Origin of the sequence: Streptomyces sparsogenes subsp. cuspidosporus (assembly GCF_039532705.1) — a bacterium.
Classification (GTDB): domain Bacteria; phylum Actinomycetota; class Actinomycetes; order Streptomycetales; family Streptomycetaceae; genus Streptomyces; species Streptomyces sparsogenes.
In genome coordinates, this window is the sequence record NZ_BAAASD010000018.1 from 134,286 (window position 1) to 150,696 (window position 16,411).

At 73.1% G+C, this 16,411-nt stretch carries 14 protein-coding genes; 6 read left to right on the forward strand and 8 right to left on the reverse strand.

The window, feature by feature from the left end; genetic code table 11:
- The first annotated feature begins 49 nt into the window (after nt 1-49).
- Nucleotides 50-1,717, forward strand: a complete 1,668-nt coding sequence (locus ABFY07_RS22205; RefSeq protein ID WP_346176184.1) for a glycosyltransferase family 39 protein — start codon at nt 50-52, stop codon at nt 1,715-1,717.
- A gap of 9 nt (nt 1,718-1,726) precedes the next feature.
- Here ABFY07_RS22205 and ABFY07_RS22210 read toward each other — a convergent pair whose 3' ends face one another.
- Nucleotides 1,727-2,452: an alpha/beta fold hydrolase gene (locus tag ABFY07_RS22210; RefSeq protein WP_346176185.1), complete on the reverse strand. Its 726-nt coding sequence runs from the start codon at nt 2,450-2,452 to the stop codon at nt 1,727-1,729.
- 137 nt (nt 2,453-2,589) lie between these two features.
- Here ABFY07_RS22210 and ABFY07_RS22215 point away from each other — a divergent pair, with 137 nt between their 5' ends.
- Entirely contained in the window at nt 2,590-3,456 is an 867-nt protein-coding gene (locus ABFY07_RS22215) for a helix-turn-helix domain-containing protein (protein ID WP_346176186.1), read from the forward strand.
- Nucleotides 3,457-3,535: 79 nt separating this feature from the next.
- Here the strand turns inward: ABFY07_RS22215 and ABFY07_RS22220 are convergent, their stop codons facing one another.
- The 5 genes from ABFY07_RS22220 to ABFY07_RS22240 all read right to left on the reverse strand — a co-directional run bounded on the left by ABFY07_RS22220 (nt 3,536) and on the right by ABFY07_RS22240 (nt 11,378).
- Nucleotides 3,536-4,264 carry a class I SAM-dependent methyltransferase gene (locus tag ABFY07_RS22220; RefSeq protein WP_346176187.1) on the reverse strand — a complete coding sequence of 243 codons (729 nt, stop codon included), beginning with the start codon at nt 4,262-4,264 and terminating at the stop codon, nt 3,536-3,538.
- The gene (locus tag ABFY07_RS22225; protein WP_346176188.1) at nt 4,261-6,864 is read right to left on the reverse strand and encodes a SpoIIE family protein phosphatase; all 2,604 of its coding nucleotides are present in this window, start codon (nt 6,862-6,864) and stop codon (nt 4,261-4,263) included. Before ABFY07_RS22225 ends, ABFY07_RS22220 begins: the two co-directional genes overlap by 4 nt.
- Nucleotides 6,865-6,991: 127 nt before the next feature.
- Nucleotides 6,992-7,945 (reverse strand): hypothetical protein, encoded by a 954-nt coding sequence (locus ABFY07_RS22230; RefSeq protein WP_346176189.1) that lies wholly within the window; start codon nt 7,943-7,945, stop codon nt 6,992-6,994.
- Between the two features lie 97 nt (nt 7,946-8,042).
- Entirely contained in the window at nt 8,043-10,700 is a 2,658-nt protein-coding gene (locus ABFY07_RS22235) for an MFS transporter (RefSeq protein ID WP_346176190.1), read from the reverse strand.
- A gap of 234 nt (nt 10,701-10,934) precedes the next feature.
- The gene (locus ABFY07_RS22240) at nt 10,935-11,378 is read right to left on the reverse strand and encodes an SRPBCC family protein (protein ID WP_065965757.1); all 444 of its coding nucleotides are present in this window, start codon (nt 11,376-11,378) and stop codon (nt 10,935-10,937) included.
- 219 nt (nt 11,379-11,597) lie between these two features.
- On the opposite strand from ABFY07_RS22240, the gene sigJ reads away from it, so the two are divergent.
- From sigJ to ABFY07_RS22255, 3 genes are all read left to right on the forward strand, one after another.
- Nucleotides 11,598-12,560 carry an RNA polymerase sigma factor SigJ gene (gene sigJ / locus ABFY07_RS22245; protein ID WP_346176191.1) on the forward strand — a complete coding sequence of 321 codons (963 nt, stop codon included), beginning with the start codon at nt 11,598-11,600 and terminating at the stop codon, nt 12,558-12,560.
- A gap of 113 nt (nt 12,561-12,673) precedes the next feature.
- Complete coding sequence (locus ABFY07_RS22250; RefSeq protein ID WP_346176204.1) at nt 12,674-12,811, forward strand: hypothetical protein; 138 nt, start codon at nt 12,674-12,676, stop codon at nt 12,809-12,811.
- Complete coding sequence (locus ABFY07_RS22255) at nt 12,808-14,331, forward strand: recombinase family protein (RefSeq protein ID WP_346176192.1); 1,524 nt, start codon at nt 12,808-12,810, stop codon at nt 14,329-14,331. Before ABFY07_RS22250 ends, ABFY07_RS22255 begins: the two co-directional genes overlap by 4 nt.
- A 35-nt stretch (nt 14,332-14,366) precedes the next feature.
- Here the strand turns inward: ABFY07_RS22255 and ABFY07_RS22260 are convergent, their stop codons facing one another.
- Nucleotides 14,367-14,795 (reverse strand): MerR family transcriptional regulator, encoded by a 429-nt coding sequence (locus ABFY07_RS22260; protein ID WP_346176193.1) that lies wholly within the window; start codon nt 14,793-14,795, stop codon nt 14,367-14,369.
- Nucleotides 14,796-14,869: 74 nt separating this feature from the next.
- A complete protein-coding gene (locus ABFY07_RS22265) occupies nt 14,870-15,661 on the reverse strand; it encodes an SDR family NAD(P)-dependent oxidoreductase (protein ID WP_346176194.1) in 792 nt (263 codons plus the stop codon).
- 58 nt (nt 15,662-15,719) lie between these two features.
- Here ABFY07_RS22265 and ABFY07_RS22270 point away from each other — a divergent pair, with 58 nt between their 5' ends.
- Nucleotides 15,720-16,256, forward strand: coding sequence for a GNAT family N-acetyltransferase (locus tag ABFY07_RS22270; RefSeq protein WP_346176195.1), 537 nt, complete (start codon nt 15,720-15,722; stop codon nt 16,254-16,256).
- Nucleotides 16,257-16,411 lie beyond the last annotated feature (155 nt).

Here is a 16,411-nt window from a genome sequence, read left to right on the forward strand (position 1 = left end):
GTGTCCTGTGACCATCACCGCCCCCATCCGCCCTGCCCCACTACGTGGCATGCCGGAAGCGTCCGGGAAGGCCAGGACGCCGTGGGGCCGCCGGGTGGCCCTGACGGTGGCCGTCGTGACGACGCTCGCCGCCGTCGTGCAGCAGGGGTTGCTCGCGGTGGGCGGCGGCGGATGGCTTCCGGGCCGGCAGCCCTGGCCCTGGCTGCTCGTCGCCGCCCCGGCGTGGCTGCTCGCCGGACCGGGCCTGCGGGGGGCGCCCGGTCCGCCGCCCGTGGTCGCTCGGGCCGTGGCCAGGCTGAGGCGCATACCCGCGTGGGCGGGCCTCGTCGCGGTGCTGGCGATGGCCGCCGCCGTGTGGGCCGCTCTCCAGGACCACGAGCCGCTGATCGGCCATGAGGAGGCGGTGTACGCGAACAAGGCCCGCTCGTGGCTCGACGGCACCCCGGACGCGGGCTGGGGCACCTACCGTCCGGTGGGGCTCCCCGCGCTCGGCCGGATCGCCCTGGCCGTCCACGACGACGTGGGCGCCCTGCGCGTGGTCGCGCTGCTGCTGGTCCTGTTCACCCTCGCCACGACGTATCTCGTCGCCGCCCGGCTGACCACACCACGGCGGGCCGTCGTGGCAACGCTGCTGCTGCTCGGCGGGCTGGGCTTCCTGCGCCGCGTGCCGCAGTTCCTCAACGACATCGGCGCCACGGGCCTGCTGCTGATCGTGGTCTACCTGCTCGTCCGCGCCCAGGAGAAGCCCGGTTCACGGGCCCTGGCCGTCCTGCCCCTGGCCGCGCTCGCCGCCTTCTATCTGCGGTACGGCGTGGTGGGCACCCTCGTGGCCGTCGTCATCGCCGCCGTCTTGGCGTACGGCCCCCGGGCGTGGCTGGCCCAGGGCCGCCGACTGGCGCTGTGCGCGGGCGTCTTCGTCGCCGGGCTCGTGCCGCACTTCGTGTACGCCACCGAGGTCACGGGCAGCCCGCTCGGCCTGATCCTCTCCGCGACCGAGCGGGCCGGGCGGAGCTATGTGGGCGACGGCCTCGTCTACTACGTGTCCGTCTTCCCGTACCGGCTGGCCGGCGACCTCGGCGCCGTCGTCATGGCCGCCGGGCTGTGGGGGCTGGGCGCCGCGCTCCGGCGCCGCCGGCGCCACCAGGAGCGGCCCCACGACCGGCGGCGGGTGTTCCTGGGCCTGACCGCCGTCCTCACCTTCGTGGTGCTCGGCGTGGCGACGGACGGCGAGCCACGCTTCGTCTACCTGTCCGTCGCCCTGCTGACCGTGCTGGGCGTACAGACCCTCGCCGAGGCAGCCGGCCGCTGGTCCGCGACCGTGCTCACCGCCGTCGCCGCGCTGGCCGCCGTCACCGTGCCGGCGACCGCCCAGTACGTGGCGCACGCCGCGACGCCGGGCCCGCACGCCCAACACCTGTCCACCGTCGCCGTGGCGCGGCAGCTCGCGAACGACCGGCCCTGCCTGCTGGTCACCGGCTACGAGCCCGACCTCGGCTGGTACTCGGGCTGCGACGCGGTCACCTACGGCCAGTACCGGCGCATGCCGCCGCCCTCCGGGGTCGAGGTGAGCCTCGTCCTCTTCGAGCGGGGCCGGCTCCAGCCCGGCCCCGCCTCCCTGCGGCGACTCATCGGCGGGCGGGCCACCACGACCCGTACGATCCGCACCGCGGGCTCGCTCGGCACGGCGACCGTCATCACGCTGCGCGCAGGGCGCTGAGGCCCGCCTTCAGCCGAGCTTGAGCAGGAGGTCGGTGAGTTCGACCGGCATGGTGATCATGCAGTCGTGGCCGGTCGCCAGTTCCCACACCTGTGACGGGGAGCCGTTCGGCTGGGTCGCGGGGACGGGGCGCCGGGCGAAGCCCTCCGGCTGGCCGGCGGTGCAGTGGATGTGCGTCCGTGGGATGCCGTTCACGGCCGGGTTGTCCAGCCGGACCGGCTGCTGGAGGCAGCGCACCGGCTGATCCGACAGCATGGTGCGCAGCCACGCGACGTCCTCCGGGTCGGTGACCCCGAACAGACCCATGGGGGGCGGCATTTCGGGGATCGGCGGCACGCGCCAGCCGCTCTCGGACGCCAGGGCACGGTCGATCACCTCCTGGGCCTTGGGGAGGACATCGGCCGCCGTCTCGCCGTGCTCCGGGACCATCGCGTCGAGGTAGACCAGGTGCGAGATCCGGTCCGGGACCTGGTTGGCGGCGGACGAGATGACCAGCCCGGCGTAGCTGTGGCCGACGAGCACGACATCGGTGAGGTCTTCCCCGGTGATCAGTCGGACGACGTCCTCGACGTGGGTGTCGAGCCCCACCTCGGGGCCGAGGAGATGCGCCTTGTCGCCGTAGCCGGTCAGGGACGGCGCGATCGGCCGGTGTCCGGCCGCCGTCAGCAACGGGACCACGCGGTCCCAGGCCCGGCCACTGTGCCAGGCACCGTGTACCAGCAGATACGTTGTCATGGTTTCGCTCCTCGCTGAGTCGGCTCGGTGGACCGCCGACCACGCTGCCGCCCTGGCCCCGCCCCAGCCAGGGCCCCCGCGATCCTGGGGGTGACAGGGCCAGGCAGGCCCCCGGTCGCGCGCATTACGGTGGCGGGATGGCCGACGAACGAAACCCGCTGGGCGATTACATACGCGCGCGCCGTGAGCTCGTCACTCCCGAACAGGTCGGTATCCCCGTGGTGGGGATACGGCGCGTGCCGGGCCTGCGCCGGGAAGAGGTCGCGATGCTCGCAGGCATCAGCGCCGACTACTACCTGCGCCTGGAACAGGGCCGCGACCGCAACCCCTCCGTACAGGTCCTGGAGTCCCTGGCCCGCGTGCTCCGACTCGACGACGACGCGACGGCGTACCTGCTGAGCCTCGGCGCCGAGAAGCCCCGGCGGCGCCGGCGGCGCGCCCGGAAGGAGACGGTCCCTCCGGGCATGGCCAAGCTCGTCGACGCGCTCCCCTTCCCGGCCTACATCGAGGGCCGCTACCTCGACGTCCTCGCCGCCAACGCCTTGGCGACCGCCGTGTCACCGCGCCTCACGACGGGAGCCAACCGCCTGCGGGACGCGTTCCTCGACCCGGCCGAACAGGCCCTCTACCCCGACTGGGAGGAGGCCGCCGGGTGCCTGGTGGCCGGCTTCCGCGCGTCCGTCGGCACCGACACGGACGACCCCCGCTTCATCGAGCTCGTCGGCGAACTCTCCCTGGCCAGCCCCCGTTTCAGCCGGCTCTGGGCCCGCCACGACGTGGTGGCGTGCGAGGGTGAACTCAAGCACATCGACCACCCCCAGGTCGGTCTCCTCCGGCTCAACCGGGAGCGGCTGGGCATAGGCGGCAACGGCACGGCGGGCCAGACGCTCGTCATCTACCACCCGGACCCCGGCAGCGACAGCGCCGACAAACTGGCACTCCTCGCCTCCGCCACGCGGACACCGGCGGCTCCGCAGGCCACCGGCGCCGCCGAACGGGCCTGAGCGGATGCCGTCCGCTGCCCCACGGCGGCGGTCGTCACGGTCGTCAGGATCGTCAGGGCCGTCAGGGACGTCACGGACGTCAGGGAGCGGTGCCCGGAGCCACCACGAACCACCGCGCCGGCAGGTCGATCCGCGTCCCGTCCGCCCGGTACTCGGTCTGCGGCAGGGTCGTGGGGCCCTGGGCCAGCACGGTCAGCCCCGCCTCGCGCAGCAGCTCCGGCACCTCCGCGTCCTGCGCGTCGGCGGGGCGCAGGCCGTGGTCGAACACCCGGCGGAGTTTGGGCGGCGGGCCGCCGGGGTCCTGGGCGGCCTCCCGCAGCACGCTCTTGGACTCCTCGGTCAGCTCGGCCACGAACGCCCGCCCGCGCCGCCCCAGCAGGGTGGCCACCGCCTCGGCGACCGGCCGCCGGTCCGACGGGTCGCTCTGGTGGATGACCGCGCGCAGGTAGACGTTGGCGTCGCCGAGGCGCTCGTGCAGTTCGCGTACGGCCTCGGCGTCGGTGAGGTTGAGCTGCTCGAACTCGGCCACCTTCGCGGTATCGGCGCGCCGCGCGTGGTCGATGGCCGCCCGGGACAGGTCCACGCCGAGGGCGCGCGGGAAGTGGGCGGCCAGACAGCGGGTCTGGGTGCCGTTGCCGCAGCCGAGGTCCACGATCGGCAGTCCGGTGTCGGCGTACGGGGTCAGCAGCCGCAGGTGCGGAATCGCCGCCAGCGACGGGTCCGTGTCCCAGATGGCCTCGCCCGGCGCGTCCGAGGTGTTCCGCCAGTAGCCTTCCCACGCTTGCCGGTAACGCTCCGACACGGTCATCCGCCACTCCTCGGTATGAGAGGCCCCCTGGCGCGGTGGGAGAGGGCCTGTTCGAACCAGACGGTCTTGCCCTGGGCCGTCCGGGTGCTGCCCCACTCCCGCGCCAGGGCGCTGACCACTCGGAGTCCGCGCCCTGCCTCGTCGTCGGGGCCCGCGCTCAGCAGCACCGGAAGCTCGTGGTCGTCGTCGGCCACCTCGCACAGCAGCGCCTCCGTACGCACCAGGCGCAGCACCACGTGATGGGTGTGGGAGTGCCGTATCGCATTGGTGACGACCTCGCTGACCAGCAGTTGGGTAGTCTCCACGGCCTCCGGCAGGCCCCATCGCAGCAGCCGCTCACGCACCAGCCGCCGCGCCCGGCCCACTTCCCCGGGCTCCAGGGCGAGCCGCCACCGGGCCACGTCGTGGGCGGGGACGCCGTTCAGCCGGGCCATCAGCAGCGCCACGTCGTCCTTGCGGCCACCTTGGGTGTTGAGGGCGCGGATGATGGTGTCGCAGGCCTCGTCCATCGAGGCGGCCGGGTGTGCGGCGGACGCGCACAGCGCGGCGAGCCCGGCGCCTATGTCCTGGCCGCGCACCTCCACCAGGCCGTCCGTGCACAGCACCAGGCGGTCGCCCGGCGCCACCCGTATCAGGGCCGTCTCGAAGGGCACCCCGCCGACCCCGATGGGCGCCCCGGTCGGCAGGTCGAGCAGCTCGCTGCGGCCGTCCCCGGCGCGCACCAGCACCGGTGGGACATGGCCCGCGTTGGAGATCAGCAACTCGGAGCGGATGGGGTCGTAGACCGCGTACAGGCAGGTGGCGAGGTAGTGCTCGCCGAGCCGCCGCGCAAGGTCGTCGAGGTGGCGCAGCAGCTGCGCGGGCGGCAGGTCGAGGGCCGCCAGGGTCTGTACCGCGGTACGTAACTGGCCCATCATCGCGGCCGAGTTGAGCCCGTGGCCCATCACATCCCCGACGACCAGCGCGGTGCGCGAGCCGGGCAGCTTGACGCAGTCGAACCAGTCGCCGCCGATCCGGCCGAGCCGGGTGCCCGGCAGATAGCGGGTGGCGATGTCGCAGCCCGCCATGCGCGGGGTGACCTGCGGCAACATGCTGTCCTGAAGCGTCTCGGCGACGTTCTCCTGGTAGGTGTACATGCGGGAGTTGTCGAGCACCAGGCCCGCGCGGGCGGCGAGTTCGGCGCCCGTCGTACGGTCCATGTCGTGGAACCGCTCCCGCCCGGGGCGGCGCATCAGCACCATGAAGCCCAGCACCACGTCGCGCGCCTTCAGCGGCACGATCAGCAGCGACCGCCCGTTGATCAGCGGCCTCAGGTCCCGCTTCTCGAACTGCGCGGCGATCCGGTCGCCCAACGCGTCGTCGACGTACGGGATCAGCACGGGCTCGCCGGTGACCATGCACTGGAAGAACGGGGTGTGCTCGGGGAAGGCGATGGACTCCCCGACCGGCACGGTGTCGTCCCAGCGGCCCGGTTCGTCGTTGTGCTCGACCCACACCCGGTGCCAGACGGTGGTGACGTCGGGCGGGCCGTCGGGGAACCCCTCGCCGGCCAGCACCTGGGCGCGCAGATGGGTGCCGGCGAAGTCGGCGAAGCGGGGCACGGCGGCGCTGGTGACCTCGCGGATGGTGCGGGCGAGGTCGAGGGAGGTGCCGATGCGCCCGCTGACCTCGTTGAGGAACTCCAGGCGCTCGCGGACGGCGGCGTACTCCAGATCGACCTCGTCGAGCGTGTCGGGCTCATCGGGCGCGTCGCGCTCATCGGGCGGGGCGACACCGTCGGGCCTGAGGTCTTGAGGCGGGGCGAGGTCTTCGGACGGGAGGCTTTGGGGCGCCAGGCTTTGGGGCGGGGCGACGTCGTCGGATGCGTACGGGGCGCCGGGGGCGCCCGGTAATTCCCGCGCTCCCCCGGCGGAGGCCGCACGCCGCGCCGCCTCCTGGCGCGCCTGCCGCTCGCGATACCGGGGCATGCCCCAGTCCGGCGTCACCGGCACCCGCTCGTACTTGCTGATCTCTAGAACCGGATAGCCGAGTTCGAGGATCTGCGAGACGATCCGGCCGCCCCTGACCGGGCCCATGTTGGGCAGGATGTCCGGCAGCCGCCCGGCGAGCCGGTCCGCGCCGGGGAACTCGGTGTGCAGCGCGAAGCCGGGCGAGAACCGCTCCCGCTCCCCGCCGGACCCGCGCTCGGCCGCGGCCAGGCGCGAGGCGTCGGCCGCCAGCACCAGCAGCCGCTCGGGGCCCGGTCCGACCAGCGGATACGCCCACCACAACACCTCGACCTGGCCGTGCTCCCGATCCGCCATCCGGGCCCGCCCGGCCGTGGCGTACCCGGTCGCGGAGTGGCGCGGCGCCCCGCCCTGCCAGCCCGCGCCGCCGAGCGCGCCCGAGACCGGCAACAGATCCACCGCCGGGCGGCCCAGGGCCTCCTCACGGGCCGGGCCGAAGAGCCGGCGCGCCCCCGAACTCCAGTGCGTCACCAGCCCCTCGGCATCGATGATCACCACCGCGAGCGGCATCCGCCCGGGCTCACCACCGCGCTGCGCCGGCACCCGGGGTGCCCCGCCCAGCTCATCGTCGCCGCGCGACATGCCACGGTCCATCGGCGGAAAACTCCTTAGCCAGGCAAGATCTGCGCCACCGCTACCCACGGTACGACCGTCGTGCCCCGGCGCGCGCCGCAACACCCGAATAGGGGGATGCCGCGGCCGCCGTCTCAGCCGCGCATGGTCAGCCCCGTATGGTCACGCCGTGGCGTGTGCGCAGTCGGCGCAGTTCCCACAGGGAGAGCGCGGTTACCGAGAGCGGGCCGCCGAACAGGGAGCAGAACTGGGCCCACAGCGGCCCGCCCGGCATACCGCTCCCGGTCGCGTTCATGACGGCGATGATCCACACCATCACCACGGTGATCACGGCCGGCAGCGCGGCGTGCACATAGGCGGTGTTGAAGGCGGAGCGGGCGACGTAGGCCGAGGCCATGAAGAAGAACGGCAGCAGCCACAGTACGAACCAGAGCGCCGGGACGGCGGCCACGAACAGCCACACCCCGTGCAGCCCTTCCATCGCGTCGGTGTTGGCCCAGCCCACCCACAGGGTGGCCCCGAGGACGGCCACGGTCAGGACGTACCAGCCGACGGTCTTGAGCGGGACGCCGAGCCGGGAGCGCAGCATCCGCCTCCGCTCCTGGGGCGCGTAGCGGATGAAGAGGGCGACGATCACCGGTCCGGCGACGAGGAGCAGGACCGGGGTCAGGAGGACCTGGGCGGCGCTGTCGTTGGCCTGGTCCTTCAGGTCGCCGTCCGACCCGTACATGTAGTAGAGCGCGAACGTCGCGAGGACGCCGAGCACCGTGCGGGTGATCTGGACGCGGTCGACCACGGGGTCGTGGACGCGTGCGCCGCCGTCCTGGTCGAACAGTTTCCGCGCGGGCCGCTGCGCCAGGCGGAGCAGGGGGAAGAGGAAGGCGAGGAAGGGCACCCGCCGGTACCAGCGGCGGCCCGTGGGCGCCGGCCGGTAGGGCCCGGGCGGCGGGGGCGGCGGCCCGTACGGGTTCGGCGGCGGCGGCCCGTACGGCTGCGGCGCCGGCGGCGGCGGCCCGTACGGATCCGGTGCCGGGGGCGGCGGTCCCCAGCGGTTGCCTCCCTGCCCGGGCCCGTTCGGCGGACCCCATCCCCCCGTTGCCATGCCGACTCCTCCTCGCCCGTGCCTTCGGCGTCGCGTTCTCGCCAGTGGCCGGGAAGTCTAGGGCACGGGAAAGCCGCCGTCCCGTGCCCCGGATCCCTCAGTCCTCGTGGCCGAGTTGGAGGTCCCGCTCGGTACGGCCGCCGCCCGCGACCTGGAGGACGGTGGCGACCGGCGGGTAGCCGGCCGCGATCACCGTGTACTCGCCCGCCGAGAGGTCGACGAAGCGGAAGGCGCCGTCCGCCGTGGTGGTCGCGGTGTCCACGACATTGCCGGCCGCGTCCAGCAGCGTGACGCGGGCGTCCTCGACGAGCCGTCCGCCGCCCGCGCGCACCACACCGCGCAGCACCGCACCGCCCGCCAGCTCGATGTCCTGCCGGGTCTCGCGGGAGGCCTGGACGGTGACCGGGAGGGCGGCGGGGCGGAAGGCGGGGGCGCTGGAGGCGAGGGTGTACTCGCCCGCCACCAACTCGGCGATCACATAGCCGCCGTCGCGCCCGCTGCGGGTGGTGGCGACGACCTCGCCGCGCACATCGGTGAGGGTGACGGTCGCGTCCCGCACCGGCGCGCCGTCGGCGGTGCGCACCGTCCCGGCCAGCCGGCCCGCGCCGCCGAGCACGACGTCCAGGTCGACCGGGCGGTCGCCGACGGTGACGCTGACCGCCCGCGGCTGGTGGCCGCCGGCCGCGGCGATCAGGATGTACGAGCCGGCGCCCGGCGTGCTCAGCGCGTACCGCCCGTCCTCCCCGGTGGCCCCGCGCCCGATCTGGCGCCCCGCCACATCGATGAGGGTGAGCGCGGCGCGCGGGACCGTGGTGCCGTCGTGGTGCTGGACGGTGCCGCAGACCGGCACACCGGCGGTGGTGGGCGCGGGCGCGGTCCTGGGCACGGTGCGCGCGGCCGGGACGACGGGGTCTTGCTGGACGGCAAAGTCGGTGTGGGACACCAGAGGTTTCTCCTTCAGCAGGAAGGCGAGCAGGAAGCCCAGGACGAGCACCGGCACGAGATAGAGGAAGATCCGCGGCATGGCGTCGGCGTACGCCGCGATGTAGCCGTCGCGCAGCGGGCCGGGCAGCGAGTGCACCAGCTGCGGCGTGACGGACTCGGGGTCGGGCAGGTCGGGCAGCCCTCCGGCGCCGGCCGCCCCCGGGTCCGCGCCGCCGGCGGGGAGTTCGACCGCGAGCCGGTCGGCGAGGCGGTGGGCGAAGAGGGTGCCGAAGACGGCCGCGCCGACGCTGCCGCCCATCTGCCGGAAGTAGTTGTTGGCGCTGGTGGCGGTGCCGAGGTCGGCGGGGCGTACGGAGTTCTGGACGGCGAGGATCAGCACCGGCAGGACCAGCCCGACGCCGAGCCCGAGGACCCCCATCCACAGGCTGTAGTCCTGGCGGGAGGTGTCCTCCGACAGCCGGGACAGCAGCCACATGCCGACCGCGGACGCCGCCCCGCCGAGGATCGGGAAGATCCGGTACCGGCCGGTGCCGCTGATGAGCTGGCCGGAGGCGATGGACGCCACGACCATGCCGCCCATCATGGGCAGCATCAGCAGCCCCGACTCGGTGGCGCTGACGCCGTCGACCATCTGGAGGAAGGTCGGCAGATAGCTGGCGGCCCCGAACAGCGCCACGCCGACGACCGCGCCGATGAGCCCGGTGACACAGAACACCGAGTCGCGGAACAGCCGCAGCGGGATGAGCGGTTCGGGCACCACGGCCTCGACCACGGCGAACAGGATCGCGCTGCCCAGCGCCCCGAGCGCGAGCCCGAGGATGACGCCGGACCGCCACGGGTACTCGGTGCCGCCCCAACTCGTCAGCAGCACCAGGCAGGTGGAGGACGCGGCCAGCAGCAGCGCGCCCAGGTAGTCGAAGCGCCCCCGCCGGACGGGCCTGGGGAGCTTGAGCGCGAGGGTCACGACGGCCATCGTCACCAGGCCGAAGGGCACGTTGACGTAGAAGCACCAGCGCCAGGACAGGTGGTCGGTGAAGAACCCGCCGAGCAGGGGCCCGGCGACCGACGCGAGGCCGAAGGCGGCGCCGATGAGCCCCATGTAGCGGCCGCGTTGGCGGGCCGGGACGATGTCCGCCATGATCGCCTGGACGCCGATCATCAGGCCCCCGGCGCCCACGCCCTGGACCGCCCGGAAGGCGATCAGCTCGTTCATCGTGCGGGACCAGCCCGCCAGCGCGGAGCCGAGCACGAAGACCGCGATGGCGAAGAGGAAGACGCCCTTGCGCCCCATCAGGTCGCCCAGCTTGCCGTAGACCGGCAGCCCGATGGTCGAGGCGAGGAGATAAGAGGTGACGGTCCACGGCATCCGGTCAAGGCCGTGCAGTTCACCGACCACCTTGGGCAGGGCGGTGGCCACGATGGTCTGGTCGAGGGCCGCCAGCAGCAGCGTGAGCACCAGCCCGAAGAACACCATCCGCACCCGGGCCGGGCTGAGCCCGCCCGGAGCGCCGTCCGCCGCGCCGGGGCCCCGGGCTTCCCTGACGTCCTGGGCTTCCCTGACGTCCTGGGCCTCCCAGGCGTCCTGGGCCTCCCTGACGTCCCAGCCGGGCTCCTTCGCCGCCGGATACGCCGGGGATGGCGGGGGCGCCGGGGATGCCGGGTACGCCGAGGGCGCCGACGCCTCGCGCCCTGCCTGGTGCGCCGTCTCCCGCGCCGCCTCGTACGCCGTCCTGGCCCAGGCGGGCGCGGGGGCGGCAGCACGTCCCGGCTCGTCCCCCTTGGCCAGGGGGGTCCAGGTGATCCCGCCCATGTCCTTCTCCCCTCGTCGCGCCTGCACCGCCGCCCATTTCTCGCATTACGCGACAACTGGGATCAAGCGCGACGAATCGCCGTTGACCGGTGGGGAGAGGGACATGAGGGGCTTTCGCCCCGGTCGGACGGTGTGCGGCCACGCAATCACAGCGCGGGGGAAACCACCCGATCCGGTGATGCCGGGAGTTGCTTCTCGACCAGGTCTCGAGTGCCGTCCCGGCTGCCATCTCGCCTACTTCTCGACTTCGGCCGCGAGCTTGGCGAGCACCGCGTCATGGATACGGGCCAGCCCCTTGGGCGCGAAGGTCCGCTCGAAGAAGCCGCCGATGCCGCCCGCGCCCTGCCAGACCGTGGTGACCTGCACTCGCGCCCTGCCCTCGCCCGCCGGGGTGACGGTCCAGGTGGTGACCATCGAGGAGTTGCGGTCCTTCTCGACGAGCTGCCCGTCCGTCGGCTCGGACACCTCGAGCAGACAGTCCCGCACCCGCTTGCTGGTGGCCTGGAGCTTCCAGTGGACGAGCGTGCCCTCGCCGTCGCCGCCCTCGCGCACCTCGTACTCGCTGAACTGCTCCGGAAGCAGCCTGCCGCGCGTCCCGCTGTAGTCGGCGAGCGCGTCGAACACGTCCTCGGGGCTTCCCGTGACGATCCGCTCGGTGGTGGCCTCGACCTGGCCCATTGCTCTCCTCCACTCATTGCCCGGCGCCCCGGCGCGTGGCGCCTCGCCTGCGGCAAGCCAACCACCTCGGCTGCGAGTTTGCCCAATCGGCGCAGGGCCGCGGCGCGGGCGGCGGAGGGACCCCCGCAACGTCGGGCGACGCGCGCCGACCTGACAATTCACCGCGCTGCCCTGTCGAACGGATGACGGCAGACACGACCAAGGGAGTCAGTGAACACGATGGCGACCACCCCCTCCGAGCCAGGAGACGGCCGGCCGGACCCGCGCCAGAGCGCGGTCATGAACGAGCGGCGCCACCTGATCAATCTCGCGTACCGGCTCCTCGGCTCGCTGGCCGAGGCCGAGGACGTCGTCCAGGAGACCTACGCCCGCTGGTACGCCCTGCCCCCGCGGCAGCGGGACGACATCACCTCCCCCGGGGCCTGGCTGAACACGGTCACCAGCCGGCTCTGCCTCAATGTGCTCTCCTCGGCACGGGTCCGGCGGGAGACCTACGTGGGAGAGTGGATCCCCGAGCCGCTGCCCGAACCCACGGAGTGGCACGCCGGGCCCTCGGACGGCATCACCGCCGACCCGGCCGACCGGGTCACCCTCGACGAGTCGGTCAACATGGCCTTCCTCGTCGTGCTGGAATCGATGACCCCGGCCGAGCGGGTCTCGTTCATCCTCCACGACGTCTTCCGGTATTCCTTCGCCGAGGTGGCCGAGATCCTCGGCCGCACCCCCGCGGCCTGCCGCCAGCTGGCGTCCTCGGCCCGCCGCCGGATCCGCGTGGCGCAGGCTCCCGCGACTCCGGTGGCCTGGCAGGCCGACATCATCAGGAACTTCAAGCAGGCGTGGGAAGCCAAGGACATCAACGCCCTCATCGGCCTCCTCGACCCCGGCGCCACCGCGATCGCCGACGGCGGCGGAGCCGCCGGCGCGCTGCTCCGCCCGATCGAGGGCGCCCGGCAGATCGTGCGCTTCCTGGTCAACCTCGCCGGCAAGCTGGACCACCTGACGCTCCTGGAACGCACGGTCAACGGCCGGCCCGGCCTGATCCTCCAGCAGGACGGGGTCACGGTGTCGGTGTACGCGTTCGACATCGCGGGCGACCGGATCAAGCACATCTGGGCGGTGCGCAACCCCGCCAAGCTCCGGCCGTGGACCGCGGGGCCGACAGCGCTCGGTGAACGCGGCTAGCACGGATCACGGTCACCCTCCCCCGGGGCGGCGGACGCGGGCCGCCGCCACCTCTCCCCTCAATCAAACGTGTGTTCTAATGCTGGGAGGAGCGAGACCCGGAGGTGCACGCCATGCGCTGGGACAACCTGACCGACGGGGACGGGGCCGCCGCGCCCGCCCTCTTCGCGGCCGACGCGGTGACCACCCGCACCTTCGGCATGTCGATTCTGGCTCCAACCACACATCACAGCAGTACTCTTGACGGGTGACCAGACCACGAAAGAGAGCCAGCTTGTACGCCCGGCTGTCTGTCGCCGCCGACACGGAGAATGTCTCCCTGGAGGGCATGATCGATGACATGCGGGCCCTGTGTGCTCGGGAGAACCTCGGAGAAGTGGCTCTCCACATCGATGATGGTAAGTCCGGAGGCCGACGTGACCGCGACGAATTCCAGGCTTGGTTGAATGACGCCCGGACCGGTGCGTGTGACGTCCTGGTGAACCCCGTCACCGACCGACTGACCCGCGAGGGCCTGAACGTCGCCGCGATGATCCTGGACGTCGTTGAGGGCAAGGACCCAGCTACCGGCAAGCTGACCCACATGCCGGTCCGCCTTGTCGACTGCAATGGTCTGGACTCTCTCCACGGTGATGCCTTCCGATTCCGCTTCGTCATTCAGGCTGAAGTCGGACGCGCGGAGCGGGAACGCATCCGCCAGCGGAGCCGCGACAGGGCCCGCCGCCTTCGGCACGCTGGCCGCTGGGGAGGAGGAACCCCACCCTTCGGGTACAAGGCAGTACCGAACCCAGAACTGAACGAAGACAGGGAGCCGAAGGGATGGGTCCTGGCTGTAGAGCCAGCGGAGGCGAAGCACATCCGCGATGCGGCTGAGTCCCTCCTGCAAACGGAACCAGACCCGCTCAACAAGGTTGTCCGGCGCCTGAACCACGCTGGCGTCAAGCCCAGGCGCGCGAAGGAGTGGTCGCGCCAGACACTGGCGAAAGTTCTGACCGGCGATCACATCATGGGCCGAGCTGTCGAGAATGGCCGTCCGATACGTGACGACGAAGGCAACATCCTTACCCCCTGGCCAGAGATCCTGACTCCCGGGCAAGTGGCTGCTCTTCGCGCTGTCCTGGCCCCGAACCCAGACGCTCCGTACAGCGGTGGTCGTCGGCCGGCCAGACTCCTGTCCTCGCTCCTGACCTGCCCAGGTTGTCTGTCCGTTCTCCAGGTCTTCCGGCGCAAGTCACGAACGACGAACCCTGATCCGGTCATCGGCTATCGCTGTACGACACGAAGCCAGGGCGGAACCTGCCCATCTCCGGTCAGCGTGACCGCCGGACCGATAGAGGAGTACGTGACTGACCTCTACCTGTCCACGGTTGGCCACATGCCCATGTATCGGGAGCGGACAGTGGTGTCTAGTGTGGAGGAGCTGGCCGCCGTGGAGGCGGACATCAGGGAGACCCTGGCCGACCTGGCCACATACGCGGACGCGGCCACCTTCGCGCGCCTCCAGCGTCTCCAGGCCCGCCGTGACGAACTGGCCGCCGCTGAGCCTGACCGGCGGACAGAGATGGTTCCGACCGGCCAGACCATGGCGGAGTACTGGGCGGACGCCATGGTGGATGACCGCCGGGAACTACTCGCACAGGCATTCGAAGAGCTGACCGTACTCCCTGGCAAGAAGGGCCCGAAGGGTTTCGACCCCGCGCGGCTGCGGAGGCGATGGGCGCAGGAGGCCGACGCCGGGGCCGAGGGGTCCGATCAGCTGACGCTGCTGTGAGGGTGCGCCCGTCGCGGGCGTGCGATCCGGTCGGGTCACGCCGTCGCGGGCAGCACGGCCCCCGCCGCCGCGCCGCCCGTGCCCTTTCCTGTGGGCGGGGCGGGCGCCGCGACGGGCACGCCCGCCCGGCTCAGGGCGGCCGCCAGCCGGTCGCGGGCCTCGACCTGGGCGGCGATGCGCGCGTCGAGGACGGCGAGCCGCTCGCGGGCGATCCTGAGCCCCTCGGCGGCGGGCCTGGCGCTCGTCATGTCGCCGTCCAGGCAGGGCAGGAAGCAGCGGACATCGTCCAGCGTGAGGCCCACGGAGAGCAGGTGGCGGATGTTGCGGACCCGGACGGCGGCGCGCTCGTCGTAGACGCGGTAGCCGTTGTGCTCGCGCGCGGACGTGATCAGCCCCGCCTGCTCGTAGTGGCGCAGCGCGCGCGGTGTCGCGCCCGTCGCCTTCGCCAGCTCCCCGATCCGCACCGGTCCCACCTCCGGTGCCGTTTCTACCAGGCAATGCGGTTACCAGGCGATACGACCACCGGGCGGCGGGCCCCTCATCCGACCACCGCCCCGCCGTCCACCGGCAGCACGACTCCCGTCACGAACGACGCCCCCGGCGAGGCGAGTTGGACGATGGCCCACGCCACCTCCTCCGGCCGCCCGATCCGCCCCAGCGGGGTGTGGGCCAGCTGCCAGGCCCGGACCTTCGCGCGCTGTTCGGGGGTCAGCCCCTGGTGCTCCCCGATGGGGGTCTCGATCGCGCCGGGCGCGACGGCCGCCACCCGGACCCCGCGCGGCGCCAGCTCCACGGCCCAGCTGCGGGTCAGCGTTTCGAGGGCCGTCTTCGTCGCCGCGTAGAAGGAGTTGCCCGGCCAGGCGCGCTGCCCGACCGAGGTGCTGACGTTCACCACCACCCCGCCGGTCTCCTCCAGCGGGGCGAGGGCCGCCTGGGTCAGCAGGACGGGCGCGAGGAGATTGGTGGCCAGCAGCGGGGCGGCCAGCTCGGGGGTGAGGCCGCCCAGTGGCGTGCCGCGCACGATCGCGGCGTTGTTGACCAGCACGTCCAGCCGCCCGTGGGTCTCGATGACGCGCCGCACGATGTCCTCGGGGGCGCCCTCCGCGGTGATGTCGGCCGCCAGGGGCCGGATCCGCGGGTGGCCCTCCGCCGTCTCGTCCAGCGGCGTGGGGCGCCGCCCCACCGCCACCACGAACGCCCCCCGCGCGGCGAGGGCCCGGGCGGTGGCCCGGCCGATCCCGGTGCCCGCGCCGGTGACGAGGGCGACCCTGCCGTCGAACGGGAGGGCGGCCTGACTGGAGCCGTGGTCGGTGTCGCTGATGTGGTTCATGGCCGGGATCCTGCGACCTTGCCGCCTGCGGCAGGGTCAAGCCGCCTACGGTGGACGGATGGACGGCGTGCGCGTGAGGGAGATGACGGAAGCGGACATCGACGCGGTCGCGGCGGTGCGGGTGCGCGGGTGGCAGGTGGCGTACCGGGGGCTGATACCGCAGGCGCACCTGGACGGCATGAGCGTCGAGCAGGACGCGTGCCGGCGGCGCGAGTTCTTCTCCAGAGGCGTGGGCGACGTGGTCAACGTGGTCGCCGAGACGGGCGCCGGCGAGGTGGTCGGCTGGGCGTGCTTCGGTCCGTACCGCGACCGCGATCTGCCGTCGGGCGACGCGGAGTTGTACGCCCTCTACGTACGGCCCGACCTGGTCGGCGCCGGCATCGGGCGGCTGCTGCTGACGGAGTCGGTCGCCCGCCTGTCGGAACGCGGCTTCCCGCGGCTGCGGCTGTGGGTCCTGGCGGGCAACGACCGCGCCCGCCGCTTCTACGAGCGCGCGGGCTTCGCCCCGGACGGCGGGACGGAGGCGTACGAGGTGGAGGGCGTGTCCGTGCCCGAGGTCCGGTACGCCCGCGAACTCGCCCCCGCCCCCGCGTAACCGGATCCCCGCCCCGGCGCAACCGGTCCCCCGCCCCCGCGTAACCGGATCCCCGCCTCCCGTAACCGCCCCATCGCGCCGGCGGCCCGGGCCGCCGGTGCGCGCGGGCGCCGGTCGCGACCGCCGGGGCGGGGCCGTGCCCGCGCCGCCCGCCC

Excerpts from the sequence above, each read along its gene's own strand:
- ABFY07_RS22215 (WP_346176186.1), top strand. The coding sequence starts at position 2,590 with ATGGCCGACGAACGAAACCCGCTGGGCGATTACATACGCGCGCGCCGT.
- ABFY07_RS22220 (WP_346176187.1), bottom strand. The coding sequence starts at position 4,264 with ATGACCGTGTCGGAGCGTTACCGGCAAGCGTGGGAAGGCTACTGGCGG.
- ABFY07_RS22240 (WP_065965757.1), bottom strand. The coding sequence starts at position 11,378 with ATGGGCCAGGTCGAGGCCACCACCGAGCGGATCGTCACGGGAAGCCCC.
- ABFY07_RS22250 (WP_346176204.1), top strand. The coding sequence starts at position 12,674 with ATGCGCTGGGACAACCTGACCGACGGGGACGGGGCCGCCGCGCCCGCC.
- ABFY07_RS22235 (WP_346176190.1), bottom strand. The coding sequence starts at position 10,700 with ATGGGCGGGATCACCTGGACCCCCCTGGCCAAGGGGGACGAGCCGGGA.
- ABFY07_RS22225 (WP_346176188.1), bottom strand. The coding sequence starts at position 6,864 with ATGGACCGTGGCATGTCGCGCGGCGACGATGAGCTGGGCGGGGCACCC.
- ABFY07_RS22230 (WP_346176189.1), bottom strand. The coding sequence starts at position 7,945 with ATGGCAACGGGGGGATGGGGTCCGCCGAACGGGCCCGGGCAGGGAGGC.
- ABFY07_RS22205 (WP_346176184.1), top strand. The coding sequence starts at position 50 with ATGCCGGAAGCGTCCGGGAAGGCCAGGACGCCGTGGGGCCGCCGGGTG.
- ABFY07_RS22265 (WP_346176194.1), bottom strand. The coding sequence starts at position 15,661 with ATGAACCACATCAGCGACACCGACCACGGCTCCAGTCAGGCCGCCCTC.
- sigJ (WP_346176191.1), top strand. The coding sequence starts at position 11,598 with ATGGCGACCACCCCCTCCGAGCCAGGAGACGGCCGGCCGGACCCGCGC.
- ABFY07_RS22210 (WP_346176185.1), bottom strand. The coding sequence starts at position 2,452 with ATGACAACGTATCTGCTGGTACACGGTGCCTGGCACAGTGGCCGGGCC.
- ABFY07_RS22270 (WP_346176195.1), top strand. The coding sequence starts at position 15,720 with ATGGACGGCGTGCGCGTGAGGGAGATGACGGAAGCGGACATCGACGCG.